Origin of the sequence: Thiomicrorhabdus chilensis DSM 12352 (assembly GCF_000483485.1) — a bacterium.
In the GTDB taxonomy this organism is placed as follows: Bacteria; Pseudomonadota; Gammaproteobacteria; order Thiomicrospirales; family Thiomicrospiraceae; genus Thiomicrorhabdus; species Thiomicrorhabdus chilensis.
The window spans coordinates 2355099-2369929 of sequence record NZ_KI519609.1 but is presented as its reverse complement, the minus strand read 5'-3'; the positions used below and the strand labels follow the sequence as shown (position 1 = coordinate 2369929).

Genomic DNA, 14831 nt, shown 5'->3' with positions numbered 1-14831 from the left:
AGTTTGAAACTACGCGACTTTAAGTATATTGTGTCTGGTGGTCATCCATTTTTAAACGAGGGGAAGATGGCAGAAGAATCCATTTCGCATCATCATAACCATGTGGGTTCGGCCAATGCCGCAAACCAGAAAAAGGTGTTGATCGCCGCGGTCATTACCGCCAGTTATATGCTGGTAGAAATCATCGGCGGCTTGTGGGTCAATTCCATCGCGCTGGTTGCGGACGGCGTGCACATGTTGACCGATGCAATGGCGCTTGCGCTGGCGTGGTGGGGCTTTCATATCAGTCAAAAGCCGGCCAATGAACGCATGACTTTTGGTTACCAGCGGGTGCAGATCCTGACCGCCTTTATTAATGGTTTTACCCTGCTTCTGATTGTTGGTGGGATTGTGGTGATGGCGATCCAGCGTTTTCTGGAGCCACAAGAGATATTGGGCAAAGAGATGTTCATCATTGCCGTGATTGGCTTGCTGAACAATTTGTTGGTTTTTTGGATTCTGCATTCGGGCGATCAGCACAATATGAATATGCGCGGCGCCACCTTGCACTTTCTGGGTGATACGTTGGGGTCGGTGGCCGTTATCGCTGGCGCCATCATTATCTACTATACAAACTGGACCCCCATCGACCCGATTCTGTCATTGATTATGGCGGTGATTATTGGCGTTGGGGCCTACCGTTTGACCCGCGAATCGGCTCATGTGCTGCTCGAAGGGGTGCCTGCTGGTTATGAAATCCGGGATATTGCCGAAGATCTGGAATGCCACTTCGATTATCTGACGGCTGTTCACCATATTCACCTGTGGGCGATTGCCGAGGATCAAGTGATGATGACGTTGCATGCTAAAACCGATTTGGCGCATATTAACGATCAGACTTTGGGCGAGATCAAACGTTATCTGCTGGAAGAGCATAAGGTGCACCATGTCACTTTACAGCTGGAGACCGATTGGGTGGTCGAGTTACAGGAATCATGATTGGATTTGAATGGGTTTGAATGGGTTTGAATGGGTTTGAGCATTTCAATTTAGGGTAAAGGTGTTTGTTATTTTATGTCTGACAAAATTGTTTTAGTGATTGAAGATCAAAAATCGATGGCGTTACTGCTTCAGCAGAGCTTGAGTCAGATATGTGATTTGCCCATTCTTATTGCACACTCTTTATCAGAAGCCCAGCAGGTAATCGATTCGGGTCAGCAGATTCTTGTATGTTTGAGTGATTTGCATTTGCCGGATGCGATGCATGGAGAAGTTGTCGGACTGCTGCAAAAACATCATATTACCACGGTTGTTTTGACTGCAAACTACAGCGAGCAGACTCGACAGGAGATGTTTAAGGCCCATGTTGCGGATTACGTAATAAAGGACGGCAAGGCCTCCATTGATTATGCGGTCAATACCGTTGTCAAACTGGTGAACAATGCCTTGAAAATGGTTTGGGTTCTCGCCTCTCCTAACGGTTATACCAATAAACTGGTGGGCCTGTTAAAAATTCATCGTTATCCGGTCAGAGTATTTGAAGACTGTAAAAGCCTGCAAAAATCTTTGCAAAAAAAATTGCCGGATATTCTGTTGATGGAAGACGTCAATAATATCCGTGGCGCTGAGATATTCAGCTTCGTCAGCAGTTTGCGTTCTGAGTATTCAGTCAATCAGTTGCCGATCATGGTGTGCGGCGGTGGTGAGGATTTGCCGTCTGCAATCAAGTTGATGAAATATGGGGTGAACGATTTTTATCACGTCGACTCTTCTGCAGAAGAGTTTTATGTGCGCCTCAATCAGAACTTGGAACAGGCGGAGGCTTACCAGAAGATTGAACGCATTTCGCAAACCGATGCACTGACGCAGCTTTATAATCGTGGTTACTTTTTCGAAACCGCTTCAAAGCGGCTCGATGAGTGGCAAAAACAACAAACTCCCTTTTTTGTAGTGATGGCTGATATCGATCATTTTAAAAAGGTCAACGATACACACGGCCACCAAAAAGGCGATGAAGCGATTGTGTTTGTCGCCAATCAGCTTAAACAGGTGTTCAAGCCTTATTTGGTGGCGCGGTTTGGTGGTGAAGAATATTGTGTGATTGGTGAGTTGAGTTCGGCTGAGCAGATATTGGCACTGTGTGAATCGTTTCGTCAGGTGGTTGAACAAAAAGCGTTGGCCGAAACCGGTGTGGCGTTTACCGTCAGTGTGGGTCTGAATTTTGGTGGTGTTGACTTGGAGAACGCCATTTTCTTGGCGGATGAGGCGCTTTATGCCGCCAAAGAAAACGGACGTAACCAAGTGGTCAATCGCTCCATACAGACCAAGGATGAGTGCTTTTCGGCTTAGCGTTTCAATGCCTTGAGCCATTTCCAAAGATTGAAAAGACTCGACAAGGAGGCCGCGACATAGGTCATGGCACAGGCGAACAGAATCTTTTTTGCGGTTTTTTGGTCTTTTTTGCTGACGTAGCCGCCTTCTTCAAGTAAAGGCAAGGCGCGTTTAAAGCTGGCGTCAAACTCCACCGGCAAGGTGCTTAGGTGGATGATGACCGGCACTCCCATGGCAATGAACCCGGCACCGAATGTGATAAAGGCGACCGCCGGGGTATGGCTTAACGGAATCAAAAAAGGGGTAGCCATCAGCGCGACTCCGGCAAACTTCTGCATCATTGCGGCACGCTCTACCAATAGGGTTCGTTGTTTCAGTTCCGGGTAGTTGCTTTTGTCCTGCAAGGCATGCCCAATTTCATGGGCTACGGTGGTGATGGCCGTCAAGCTGTTGGAGTGCGCGTTGTCGCTTGAGATGCGCACCACTTTTTCAATGGGGTCGTAATGGTCGCCGGCCTCGGTTTCCTCCACTCGCACGCCTTTGAGCTGGTATTTTTTGACAAGGTGTTCCGCAAACTGAAGTCCGTTGCCGGGAATGTCTGGATGAGGCTGACGGTGTTTGTTGAGGATATGTTTGGTCCACAGGCTAGGCAAGGTCGTTAATACAAACAAAATCACAAAACCGATAATTACAAATCCCACATAATTTCCTTTTCTGTTGCTGGAGAGTCAATTGACGGCCCAGATTGAGTGTCAGTTTGAGCGCCGGTTGAATGCTATTTTACCGAATTCAGTTTTGGCTTTTCCCCAAAAAGCCTGTTGGCGCTGCGTCTTTGCACTCTAAGGCGCTGAGGTAGCTTGCAAAGCGGATTGGATCTTGGCGTAAAGAATCGGCAAAAAACCGGTTCTGTTCGTTTAGTAAGGCTGGGTTGAGGCAGCTCATAATGGCGGTAGCGCTAGGGATGGCGGTATCCGCCAGAGCGGGTTTGCGACTCAGGCCGGGCAGCAGGGAGTGCACATTGGTTCGCCAGCCATTGGCGTTATAGAAAGTGTCTAAAGCGAGCTGATTCAATTGCTTAATGGCGGCTTGGCGTTGGCCGTTTGGTGCCACTTTTTGTAAAGCTTTTAGCGCCTGCAATGTATAGGCGTAATCTTCCAAGGTGGCTTGGCCTATGCTTTGGCCATTTTGGTCGAGTGCTCTTGGAGGTGGGGTTTGCGACAACAGTGTTTGCAGTCGTGCACCCAGGGACTCAGCCATTTGTAAATACTTGGTGTTTGAGGCCTGTTCATAGGTGGTGACATAGGCGGATAGAATCAAAGCGTTCCAGCTTAGAATGTATTTGTGGTCACTTGGAATGTCTTTTTTGGGCGTCCGCAAAGCCGATTGAATCTCGGGCCACAGATTTTGTGTCGGCCGCGGGTGCCAACCGAGCGCATAGGGGGGTGTTTGTTTTAGCTTCCATTCCTGTTCGACTTGGGCATAGGCGGCTTTGGAAAGCCTTTGTTTAAGTTGTGATCGGGTGAATAAATAGGCACCGCCTTCCCGGCCTTGCAGGTCAAGCGCAGACTGGCTGCTTTTGAATAGCCCTATCTTCGGTTCCCAAAGCTGGTGGTGTAAATAATCCAATGTTGTGATCGCTGTCTCTAGGTAAAGCGGATTTTGCCATCTTTCGGCGGCCAGAAAGTAGATCTGAGCCAAGAGGGCATTGTCATAAGCCATTTTTTCAAAGTGCGGCACCTGCCATTCTGGGTCAACCGTATAGCGGTAAAATCCACCATGTACATGGTCAATAAGATGCTGGCTTTGCATCTGGTCAAGTGTCAGTTGTAACCAGGCCTGCTGGTTTTCAGACAGTCGTTCGTTTTGCAGCAAGCTCAGCAGTAAAGGCGCCATTGGAAATTTGAGAGTGCCCTTAAGGCCACCACTGAAATCATCCATGACACCTGCCAATTGCTGCTTAAGGCGTGTCTGCATCTCCGATTGGGACACGTCTGACTGGCTGCGCACTCGCGTGTTTACAGATTCGGTTTTGGCCAGCTTTTGCAGCGTCTGTTTTCGATCACTCCACAGTTGTCCGATTTGTCTCAGGCGTTGTTTGTAGGTCTGGTTTTCGAGATAGCCGAACGCAGCAAAAGGGTAGCCCTGAGGAGTCAGGAGCACATGTTGAGGCCAGCCCGCTTTGCCGCTGACATCTCTTGAAAAGTCGATCAGGTAGTCGTCCAAATCGGGATGCAGTTCGCGGTCGAGTTTGACGTTGATGAACAGACGATTCATCAGTCTGGCGGCTTCGCTGTCCTGGTAGTTCTCGTGTTGCATCACATGGCACCAATGGCAGGCAAAGTAGCCGCTGGAGATGAGGATGGGTTTTTGGTGTCGTTGTGCCAGTTGCAGCACCTTGCCTGACCAGTCCTGCCAGTGAACCGGATCTTGAGCGTGCATCGCCAGATAGGCGCTGGGGTGGTTTTTTAGGCTGTTGTTTGAAGTGGTATTTGCTGTGTTTTGGGCACTTTGTGCCAAGAACGGAAGGAAGCCGATTAAGGTCAATATGGTGTGCCAAAATGATTTTGGCAAAATGAACAGGCCTGTCCATTTTGCCGGCCGGTAACAGGCCTGCTTATTTAGAAGGCTTGTCGTCAGGTTTATTTTCTGAATGCTCTTCAGCAGAATCAGACTTCGCGGCAGAGTCTTCAGTAGCTTTATCAGCGGATTCGGTGCCAGCAGGTTTGTCATTGTCTTGCTTCTCCGCTTGTTGGCGTTTGTTGTACTCTTGTTCAAGAATACTCATCTCGGAATCGATTTTATCGAATTCTGAGTCCCAATCCAAATCATCATCCACTTGATCTGCGTAACGATCATCAAACTCGTATTCGGGTTCAGATTGGCGTGTTTGTGTGGCCTTCGTCCCCTCGGATTGACCGCTGTCACTTGATGGTGCCGTTTCGTTTTCAGTGTCGTTCTGGTCGATTCCGCGGCGTTTCAGTACAGACGCGCCGACAATCACCCCGATCTCGTAGAGCAGCCACATGGGGATGGCGAGCAGGGTCTGTGAAATGATGTCCGGAGGCGTCAGCAACATGCCGATCACAAAGGCGCCGACAATGATGTAAGGGCGTGCGTGTGCCAGCTTTTTCGGCGAAGCCATGCCGGTCAAAATCAGTAAGACCGTGACAATCGGCACTTCAAACGCCATGCCGAATGCAAAGAACATCTTGATGACAAAATCCAGATACAGGGAGATGTCGGTGGCAATGGTCACACCTTCCGGTGCGGTTGTGGACAGGAAGCCGAACACCAAAGGAAAAACCACAAAGTAGGCAAAGGCGCCACCGGCGTAAAACAAAAACGAGCTGAAAAACAGAATGGGTCCGACCAGCTGGCGCTCATGAGTGTAAAGCGCGGGGGCGATAAAACGCCACAGCTGATAGAGCAACACCGGCATAGCCAGATAAACCGCCAGCACCAAACTCAACTTGAATGGTGTCAAGAAAGGCGAGGCGACACCGGTCGCAATCATGCTGGTTCCGGTCGGCAAGAAGCGGGTTAAAGGCTCCGAAATGTAGGTGTAAATTTCGTTGGCGAACGGAAACAGAATCAAGAAAAAAAGCAGTATGGCCAGAACAGCTCTTGTCAGACTGGTTTTGAGATCCAACAGGTGCTGGACCAATGTCATTTCCTGGTCTTGTGGCGGCAGCGCAGTTTTGCTCATGGTCTAACTTTTCTGATCAGTTGTATCGGCGGTTTTATTGGCCGTTGGTTTGCTATCAGGCGCATCCGCCTTGTCGGTTTTTACATCTGCTGCCGCATCAGCGGTGTGGGCGCTCTGTTCTGTTGGGGTTTCGGATGGCGCCGTCTCCTGTTTGGGCAGAACGGGTTGTGCGGGCGCTTTCGAAAACTGGCTGCTTACCGGCGCGTCAAGTGATTGCTCGCTACCGCCAAAAGTTGGGCGTGTCAGGCTGTCCAGGTCCAGCTCCTCAGCCGACTGCGACAGGTTTCCCTGCAGGTCCTGCTCGAGTTTTTGCAACTCTTTGCGTTCTTCCTGCAAATCCATGCTCTGCTTGAGGTCACGCACAGTTTCCTGCCACTCGCCTTCCTCCTTGACAGAGTTGATGAAGCGTTTGGTTTTGCCCATGAACGATCCCAGTTTGCGGGCAACCTCAGGCATGCGTTCCGGACCGATTACCAACAGAGCGATAACCAGTATAACCAGAAGTTCTAAGAAACCGATGTCAAACATCGCAGTGACAACCTAGCTTAGTAAATGTTGAATGATAGCGAACAGTCAAAGCAGCGAGCTTAAACTTTGTCTTTATCTTTGTTTTCAGCAGGTTGTTTCTCTTCTGCTGCCACATCAAAGACATTGTCGCCTTCTTTTTTCTCTAGCTGCTTGTCTTGTTCTTCGGCGTCTTGTTTTTTGTCTTCTTCTTTTACGGCGTTTTTAAAGCCTTTGATGGCGCCACCTAGGTCGCTACCGACGTTTCTCAAGCGCTTTGCACCAAATAAAACCAATACGATTGCCAAAATGATGAGTAATTGCCAAATGCTGATGCCCATGTTGTGCTCCAATTTTAAGTGCCATCCAGAGTGACGGCGGGTACTGTTTGTTGTGTGTCCAGTTCCGTGTTTATAACACCATGAAACTCGGACAAATATTAATGACCGCTAATAATAGCAAATAACTGAATCGCTTTACACAAAAAAACTTGTGGATCAATCCGTTTTATTAATGGCTTGGTTGTCATTCCCGTTGTTGTTTGTGTTCAGTTTTGATGGGGTGAAGGGGTTTTAAAGGCGTCACTCACCGATTAGGTGGATATGAATGTGAAACACTTCTTGTCCGCCGGATTCTCCGGTGTTGATTTGGGTTTTAAAGCCATCTAATTTCTGAGCCTGTGCCAATTGAGGCAAAAGCAGCATCATGTGCCCCATCAAGTCTTTGTCCTCGGGGGAGAGATCGAATAGGGTAGGAATGGGTTTCTTGGGAATGACGAGCAGGTGAACCCTGGCTTTGGGGTTGATGTCATTAATAACGATGCATTTATCGTCTTCGTAAACGATATCAGCCGGAATATCTCGCTCAATGATTTTGCTGAAAATGGTTTTTTCGGTATTCATTAACGGGCTCCTTATAGTGAGCGGTTGGCTTTTTCTTCGTGTCCGGACAGGCCGAAACGGCGCTGAAGCTCCGCGGTGACGTCCTGACTGGAAAGGTTTTGTGAAGCGAGTAATACCAGGGTGTGAAACCAGAGATCCGCCACTTCATAAATCAAATGTTCTTTATCGCCGTTGTGCTCGATGTCTTTCGCGGCCATGACGATTTCCGCCGACTCTTCAGCGATTTTCTTTAGTATCTTCTCCAGTCCTTTGTCGTAAAGGCTGGCAACATAGGATTGACTCGGGTCATCCTGTTTTCTGGATTCCAGAACCTGATCCAATTGGGACAGAATGTCGTTCATAGTCGCACCTCAATACCGTCTTGCTGCATGGCTGTTTTTGCCTCTTCAATCGTGTGTTCTCCGAAGTGGAAAATGCTGGCGGCCAACACCGCTTCTGCATGCCCATCGGTGATGCCTTTTGATAGATGGGAAAGTTCACCGACACCGCCCGAGGCGATGACTGGAATTTTAACGCTGTCGGCGATGGTGCGAGTCAGTTCGATGTCAAACCCGCTTTTGGTTCCGTCGCGATCCATGCTCGTGACCAAAAGCTCTCCGGCACCCAGCGATTCCATTTTGATTGCCCATTCAATGGCATCGATTCCGGTCTCTTTGCGGCCACCGTGGGTGAAGATTTCCCATTTGTCGGGCTCGCCATCAGTGCTGACTTTTTTGGCATCAATCGCCACTACGATGCATTGCGAGCCAAATGCGTTGCACACTTCTTTTACAAAGCCCGGATTGAATATTGCTGCCGAGTTGATGGCGACTTTGTCGGCACCTGCATTGAGCATGGTGCGGATGTCTTCTACACTGCGGATGCCGCCTCCGACGGTAAGGGGGATGAAAACTTGGCTGGCAACTTCTTCCACCATGTGAACGGTGGTGTCACGTTCGTGGGCGGTGGCGGTAATGTCCAAGAAGGTAATTTCATCCGCGCCTTGCTGGTCGTAACGTTTGGCCACTTCCACCGGGTCGCCTGCATCGCGGATGTCGACAAATTGAACACCCTTAACGACACGTCCGTCGTCCACATCCAGGCAAGGAATGATTCGTTTTGCTAAACTCATAATGGTAATCCTAATGACCGGGTGGTGTTATTTGTTTGGAGAAAGTTCGTCTGAAAGAGCCTGTCCTTCTTTGAAGTCCAGCGAACCTTCATAGATTGCACGTCCCGTAATCGCACCGCTTACTCCGTCGGCTTCAATGCTTGCCAGGCGGCGAATATCGTCCAGGTTGGTAATTCCACCGGAGGCGATGATCGGAATGTTCAAGGCTTTTGCCAGGGCTTGAGTGGCTTCGATATTGACGCCTTGCATCATGCCGTCGCGACCGATGTCGGTATAGATGATCGCCTCTACCCCGTCGTTTTCAAACTGCTTGCCGAGTTGGGTGACTTCGTGGTCGGTGACTTCCGCCCAGCCGTTGATGGCCACCATGCCTTCCTTGGCATCCAGTCCAACCATGATGTGCCCGGGGAAAGCTTGGCAGGCTTCTGCAACAAACTCTGGGTTGTGGACTGCTTTGGTTCCGATGATGCAGTAACTGACGCCTGCATTCAAGTAAGCCTCGATGGTTTGCAGGTCGCGTATGCCTCCACCGATCTGAATCGGCAGGTCAGGGTAAGCTTCTCGGACTTGGTAAACCGCTTCGCCGTTCACGGGTTTTCCTTCAAAGGCTCCGTTCAAGTCTACCATGTGAAGACGGCGAGCTCCTTGGTCCACCCAGCGTTCAGCCATGGCAACGATATCTCCGGAAAATACAGTGGCGTCTTCCATAATGCCTTGGCGCAAGCGGACGCATTGACCGTCTTTCAAATCAATTGCTGGAATCAGTAGCATAGTTTTTCCTTATTATTTTCCATTCCACTGCAGGAAGTTTTTAAAAAGTTGTAGGCCGTGTTCGGCGCTTTTTTCTGGGTGTGCTTGAATTGCAAACAGGTTGTTTGAACTCAACGCTGACGCGAAGGTTTGTCCATGCGTAGTCTCGCCCGCGATTAAATGTGCATCGTCAGGTTCAACGAAGTAACTGTGCACAAAGTAAAAGCGGCTGTCTTGTGGGATTTGATGCCACAAAGGATGTTCATTGGACTGGTGGATTTGATTCCAGCCCATGTGTGGTACTTTTAGTTCCGGTGTCGAGTCAAGATCAAAATGAGAGACGTTGCCTTTAATGACATTCAGACACTCTATGCCTTCGTTCTCGTCACTGTGTGACATCAGAACTTGTAATCCCATGCAAATACCCAGAAACGGTTTTTCTTTGGCGGCCTTTTGGATCGGATGAATCATTCCAGTGTCCAATAAGGCCTTCATGCACGCCTTGGCGGCACCTTGTCCGGGAAAGATAATGGCATCGGCGGCTTCGATCTCATCCGGATGGCTGGTGACGACAATGCGCGTATTGCTGTCGGCCATGTGCTCGGCGGCCTTGGAGACGGATCTGAGGTTGCCCATGCCGTAATCCACGACGGCGACAAGTTTCTGATCCATTACAAACTTCCTTTGGTTGAAGGCATTTTCCCGGTCATGCGTTCATCCGCACTCAACGCCATGCGCAATGCTCTACCGAAAGCTTTGAAGATGGTTTCGGCCTGGTGGTGTGCATTGTGGCCTCTGATGCAATCGATGTGAACCGTTGCTTGCGCGTGGTTGACGAATCCTTGGAAAAATTCGAATACCAATTCGGTTTCGAATTGGCCGATTTTCTCACGTGTGAAATCGGCGTTAAAGGTCAATCCCGGGCGGCCGGAAAGATCGATGACTACTCGCGACAGTGCTTCGTCTAGCGGCACATAGGCATGGCCGTAACGTGTGATGCCTTTTTTGTCGCCAACGGCTTCAGAAATCGCCTGGCCAAAAGAAATTCCCACGTCCTCAACCGTATGGTGGTCGTCGATATGGGTGTCGCCGTTCGCCTGGATGTCCAAGTCAATCATGCCGTGACGGGCGATCTGGTCGAGCATGTGTTCAAAAAAAGGCACGCCAGTCTCGAGTCTGGCTTCGCCTTGTCCGTCCAGATTAACGGATACTTTAATTTGCGTCTCTAAAGTGTTGCGTTCAATATTGGCTGTGCGCATCTGTCTGTCCTAGATAAATCATTTTGCACAATATGATAACTGAAACGGCTTGGGTTTGACATCTTATCGATTAGAGTGGCGTTAATAACTTGATTAGACTTATAAAAGTTGAGATCGGTTGGCTGAATATCGAAGGGGTTAAGTCGGTGTTTCCGTTCAGGCAATGAAAATGATATGGCCTCATAAATTATTTTTAGTACCTAATAAGTCCTGTGTTTGGGATAATCCCTTAGATTTGATTGTGAGAACCCATTGCGAAGATAAAGGGTTGCAGACCATGAAATCTTATTAATTTCTTGATATGAATTAAGTTTAATTTAGATTTTTAAACGGATGGCTGAGGCGTGTCATTGTATAATGGCACGTGATTGAGGAGCCTCTTTCGTTAATGGAATGCAATTTTCAACGCGGAAAAGGGTAAAACTTAAAGACTATAAAGGGGAATCCGACTGATGGATACTACAGCAAAACCACAATATGACAATGGTGTGGTTCAGTATTTGACGGTAGGTGCTGTTGCTTTTCTGGTGCTAGGTACTTTCATGGGTACATTTGCAGCCGCTCAGTTAGCATGGCCTGCGTTAAATTTTGATATCGCTGAAATCACTTTTGCACGTTTACGTGTGATGCATACCAATACGGTAATCTTTGCATTTGGTGGTATGACGTTAATGGCAACTGCATTCTATACGGTTCAAAGAACCAATGGTGTGAAGTTGTGGAGCAATAAGATGGCTTGGTGGACAGCGATTTTGTTCACGATCGGGCTTTTGGCCGTAGTGGTCACCATTTCTTTGGGGATGACTACCGGTAAAGAGTATCACGAACAAGAATGGCCTTTGGCTATCGCAATTGCCATTGTATGGACGCTATATACTTTCAACTTTGTTATGACCATTGCGTCACGTAACAAAGAAACTCACCCGAACGTTTACGTTTCAAACTGGTTCTTCCTGGGGATGATGATTGCCATCACTTACCTATATGTTGTGAACGGTTTGGCTATTCCGGTTTCATTGTTCCGTTCTTACTCCATGTTTGCAGGGGTTCAGGATGCGATGATTCAGTGGTGGTGGGGTCATAATGCGGTAGGTTTCTTCCTGACGGCTGGTTTCCTGGCAATCATGTACTACTTCGTGCCTAAGCAGGCGCAACGTCCGATCTACTCTTACCGTTTGTCGGTTATCCACTTCTGGGCTTTGATGTTTGGTTACGTATGGTTGGGTGCTCACCACCTGCAATACACAGCTCTGCCTGACTGGACGGGTTCTCTGGGTGCGGTTATTTCTTTAGCGATGATCATTCCTTCATGGGGTGGTGCATTGAACGGGATGCTGACACTGTCTGGTGCCTGGGATAGATTGCGTACAGATTATATCTTGCGTTTCCTAATCATCTCGTTGGCTTTCTATGCAATGTCGACGTTCGAAGGTCCGGTAATGGCTTCGAAAACCGTTAATGCACTTTCTCACTATACTGACTGGACAGTCGGTCACGTTCATTCTGGTGCCTTAGGTTGGGTTGCCATGGTGTCAATCGGTGCGATTTATCACATGGTAATGAAGCTATGGAATACTGAAATGTACTCCATGAAGTTGATTAACTTCCACTTCTGGTTGGCCACAATTGGTACTGTGTTCTATATCGTAGCGATGTGGGTATCAGGGATCATGCAAGGTTTGATGTGGCGTGCTTATGATGAGTACGGTACGTTGGCTTATACTTTTGCTGAGTCTGTTGCTGCAATGCATCCTTACTATGCAATGCGTGCTTTAGGTGGGTTACTGTTCTTCAGTGGTGCGGCCATTATGTTGTATAACGTAGTGATGACAATCCGCACGGCGAATGCTAAGGCGACTAGCCAGGCTGAAGCGCACGCTTAATTTACCTGATCATAAGAGCGGCAATGAAATGTATTGTCGCTTAATTGAAAATTAATGAGTTGAGGAGCACAAACTCATGGCAGATAATCAAGAACCAAAAAATATCCAGGATGGATTGGAGCGTAATATCTTTGCGCTTTTCCTGGCGACTGCATTGGCAGTGTCGATCGCTGGTATTGTTGAAATCGTACCGTTGTTCTATCTCAAGTCCGCAGTAGATTACACAGAACAGACGGATAAATACGGTAACGTTAAAAATGAAAAGTTCCCGGAATTGGTCTGGGAACGTACCTTCACTGAGGTGGATGGTAAGTTGGTGGCCGATAAGGCGCTATATAAGCAGGATAATAACGGTAAGTGGGTTGTCGCTGACTGGAAAGCGGGTGATGGGGTTCGTCCTTATACGCCTCTTGAGCTAGCTGGGCGTGATATTTACTTGCGTGAAGGTTGTTATATCTGTCACTCGCAAATGATTCGTCCATTCCGTGATGAGCGTGAGCGTTATGGCCACTATTCATTGGCAACCGAATCTATGTACGATCACCCGATGCAATGGGGTTCTAAGCGTACTGGTCCAGATATGGCGCGTGTTGGTGGTAAGTATTCCGACGAGTGGCATGTTATGCACTTGATGCGTCCACAGGACATGGTTCCAGAATCGGTTATGCCGGCTTATCCATGGTTAGCTGAGAACAGTATTGAAAAGGATTTCTTCGGTACAGATCGTGATATGCAGAAGCGTCTTTCAGTAATGCGTACTCTAGGTGTTCCATACACGGATGAGGAAATTGAAAACGCAAATGAAGCTGTCAAAGGGCATACAGAAATGGATGCGCTGGTTGCTTACCTACAGGTTCTAGGAACCATGGTTAAGCTTGACGATAGCAAAACATACCGCGAGTAATACCGGTGAGTAATCTTGAACAATATTTCAGCACAGACTGGTCATCAATGACTGGCCAGGACTGGGCTGGATTAATCATCACAGTATTGGTTTTCTTTGGAATGCTGATTACGTTTTGGCTGACCTTGCGTCCCAGCAAACGTAAAGAGTTGGAAGAAGAAAAATATAAAATACTGAAAGATGACTAATTATTCTGAGGAGAATAACTATGGCACAACATAATCCATGGCCGGATGAGGGGAATACTGGTCATATCTGGGATGAGGATCTTCGTGAATTGGATAACCCGCCGCCACTATGGTGGATGTTATCTTTCTACGCAGGTTTTATTATGATCGTATTCTACAGCCTGTATTACCCAACGATTCCATTAACCGATGGAACCGGTGAGTTCACCAAAGGGATGGCTGAATGGACTCAGGTTGAAGAGTACCATGATGACTATGCCGTCCTGAAAGATTGGCGTAAAGCCAAGTTTGCGGATAAGGAAGAGAAGTTGGCTGCCTTGTCTGTGGACGAAATTATCAAGGATGATGACCTGCGTTCTTATGCGGTCGCAACCTCTAAGGTTTTGTTTGGTGATTACTGTGCAGCCTGTCACGGTGCCGGTGGTCAAGGTAATCCAAACTTCCCTGTATTGGCCGATGATGATTGGCTATGGGGTGGTAAACCTGCTCAAATCGAAGCCTCATTGGTCAATGGGCGCATCGGTAACATGCCTGCAAAAGGGATGATGGGTAATCTGAACGAACAGGAAATCAGCGATGTCGCAGACTACGTGATTGCATTGTCAGAAGGTAAAGGCGATGATGCGGCTTATGCTGCTGGTAAGGCCGTCTATACCAAAGGAATGTGTATGGCGTGTCACGGTCCTGCCGGTAAGCCATTGGCTCCTGCGGGTGCGGCTAACCTGACTGATCAGGTTTGGCGTTTCAGTTCAGATCGTGCTGAAGTGATCAATGTGATCACCAATGGTGTGAACGTTAAGAAAGATGGTCAGTACATTGCGGGCACTAAGCAAGCTGTCATGCCGTCGTTCAAAGAGCGTTTGCCAAATGCCGATGTGAACATCAAGCGACTAACAGTTTATGTCCATGCCCTTGGTGGCGGACAGTAAGCTGGATTGAGGTAAATCAATCGATTGATAATAAATAAAAAGGGAGAGCGTAAGGTTCTCCCTTTTTACTATGGTGACTTAAACTTGATTCATATCAAGAAATCAGGAGCGGTATTATGAATGATTTAAATAGTGATTTTGTTCTATGGATGTCCATCGGAGCGTTGGTTCTGAGTATTGTGGCTTTAGTAGGCTTTGCCTGGAAAGCGACGCGTGGAATCGAAGGTTTGGAAAAGGATGAGCAGGATAAAGAGTAATTTAACCTGCTTATAAACAAAAATAGGTCTGTTAATCACAGGCCTATTTTTGTTTATAAGTATGAATAAAAATAATAACTTAGGCATCCCCTGAGTTCTTTAATAGAATAGCAGCAACACAATCACCT

Annotated in this window: 18 protein-coding genes; 7 read left to right on the top strand and 11 right to left on the bottom strand. The window is 48.0% G+C overall.

The window, feature by feature from the left end; translation table 11 throughout:
- Positions 1 to 66 precede the first annotated feature (66 nt).
- Positions 67 to 978 (top strand): cation diffusion facilitator family transporter, encoded by a 912-nt coding sequence (locus tag B076_RS0111265; protein ID WP_051347326.1) that lies wholly within the window; start codon positions 67 to 69, stop codon positions 976 to 978.
- A gap of 75 nt (positions 979 to 1053) precedes the next feature.
- Complete coding sequence (locus B076_RS12830) at positions 1054 to 2328, top strand: GGDEF domain-containing response regulator (protein WP_051347325.1); 1275 nt, start codon at positions 1054 to 1056, stop codon at positions 2326 to 2328.
- Here the strand turns inward: B076_RS12830 and B076_RS0111255 are convergent.
- From B076_RS0111255 to hisB, 11 genes are all read right to left on the bottom strand, one after another.
- On the bottom strand, positions 2325 to 3011 hold the full coding sequence (locus tag B076_RS0111255; protein ID WP_028487407.1) for a zinc metallopeptidase: 687 nt from the start codon (positions 3009 to 3011) through the stop codon (positions 2325 to 2327). The two genes, B076_RS12830 and B076_RS0111255, sit on opposite strands and share 4 nt — an antisense overlap.
- A gap of 88 nt (positions 3012 to 3099) precedes the next feature.
- On the bottom strand, positions 3100 to 5040 hold the full coding sequence (locus B076_RS12825) for a thioredoxin domain-containing protein (RefSeq protein ID WP_084205772.1): 1941 nt from the start codon (positions 5038 to 5040) through the stop codon (positions 3100 to 3102).
- Positions 4925 to 6016, bottom strand: coding sequence for a twin-arginine translocase subunit TatC (tatC, locus tag B076_RS0111245; RefSeq protein ID WP_028487406.1), 1092 nt, complete (start codon positions 6014 to 6016; stop codon positions 4925 to 4927). The genes B076_RS12825 and tatC overlap by 116 nt, the downstream gene beginning before the upstream one ends.
- 3 nt (positions 6017 to 6019) lie before the next feature.
- A complete protein-coding gene (tatB, locus tag B076_RS0111240) occupies positions 6020 to 6544 on the bottom strand; it encodes a Sec-independent protein translocase protein TatB (RefSeq protein WP_028487405.1) in 525 nt (174 codons plus the stop codon).
- Positions 6545 to 6603: 59 nt separating this feature from the next.
- Entirely contained in the window at positions 6604 to 6861 is a 258-nt protein-coding gene (gene tatA / locus B076_RS0111235) for a Sec-independent protein translocase subunit TatA (RefSeq protein ID WP_028487404.1), read from the bottom strand.
- A 240-nt stretch (positions 6862 to 7101) separates the two neighbouring features.
- The gene (locus B076_RS0111230) at positions 7102 to 7422 is read right to left on the bottom strand and encodes a histidine triad nucleotide-binding protein (RefSeq protein ID WP_028487403.1); all 321 of its coding nucleotides are present in this window, start codon (positions 7420 to 7422) and stop codon (positions 7102 to 7104) included.
- Positions 7423 to 7433: 11 nt separating this feature from the next.
- Entirely contained in the window at positions 7434 to 7763 is a 330-nt protein-coding gene (locus B076_RS0111225; RefSeq protein WP_028487402.1) for a phosphoribosyl-ATP diphosphatase, read from the bottom strand.
- Positions 7760 to 8533 (bottom strand): imidazole glycerol phosphate synthase subunit HisF, encoded by a 774-nt coding sequence (gene hisF, locus B076_RS0111220; protein WP_028487401.1) that lies wholly within the window; start codon positions 8531 to 8533, stop codon positions 7760 to 7762. Before hisF ends, B076_RS0111225 begins: the two co-directional genes overlap by 4 nt.
- A 27-nt stretch (positions 8534 to 8560) precedes the next feature.
- Complete coding sequence (gene hisA / locus B076_RS0111215; protein ID WP_028487400.1) at positions 8561 to 9304, bottom strand: 1-(5-phosphoribosyl)-5-[(5-phosphoribosylamino)methylideneamino]imidazole-4-carboxamide isomerase; 744 nt, start codon at positions 9302 to 9304, stop codon at positions 8561 to 8563.
- 12 nt (positions 9305 to 9316) lie between these two features.
- Entirely contained in the window at positions 9317 to 9955 is a 639-nt protein-coding gene (hisH, locus tag B076_RS0111210; protein WP_028487399.1) for an imidazole glycerol phosphate synthase subunit HisH, read from the bottom strand.
- Entirely contained in the window at positions 9955 to 10542 is a 588-nt protein-coding gene (hisB, locus tag B076_RS0111205) for an imidazoleglycerol-phosphate dehydratase HisB (RefSeq protein ID WP_028487398.1), read from the bottom strand. Before hisB ends, hisH begins: the two co-directional genes overlap by 1 nt.
- Positions 10543 to 10994: 452 nt before the next feature.
- Here hisB and ccoN point away from each other — a divergent pair, with 452 nt between their 5' ends.
- From ccoN to B076_RS13340, 5 genes are all read left to right on the top strand, one after another.
- Positions 10995 to 12425, top strand: coding sequence for a cytochrome-c oxidase, cbb3-type subunit I (gene ccoN, locus B076_RS0111200; protein WP_028487397.1), 1431 nt, complete (start codon positions 10995 to 10997; stop codon positions 12423 to 12425).
- A 76-nt stretch (positions 12426 to 12501) separates the two neighbouring features.
- Positions 12502 to 13329 (top strand): cytochrome-c oxidase, cbb3-type subunit II, encoded by an 828-nt coding sequence (gene ccoO / locus B076_RS0111195; RefSeq protein ID WP_028487396.1) that lies wholly within the window; start codon positions 12502 to 12504, stop codon positions 13327 to 13329.
- Positions 13330 to 13334: 5 nt separating this feature from the next.
- A complete protein-coding gene (locus B076_RS13315) occupies positions 13335 to 13517 on the top strand; it encodes a cbb3-type cytochrome c oxidase subunit 3 (protein ID WP_157753559.1) in 183 nt (60 codons plus the stop codon).
- Positions 13518 to 13537: 20 nt separating this feature from the next.
- Entirely contained in the window at positions 13538 to 14446 is a 909-nt protein-coding gene (ccoP, locus tag B076_RS0111185; protein WP_028487395.1) for a cytochrome-c oxidase, cbb3-type subunit III, read from the top strand.
- 116 nt (positions 14447 to 14562) lie between these two features.
- On the top strand, positions 14563 to 14703 hold the full coding sequence (locus B076_RS13340) for a hypothetical protein (RefSeq protein WP_169721417.1): 141 nt from the start codon (positions 14563 to 14565) through the stop codon (positions 14701 to 14703).
- Positions 14704 to 14831: the final 128 nt, after the last annotated feature.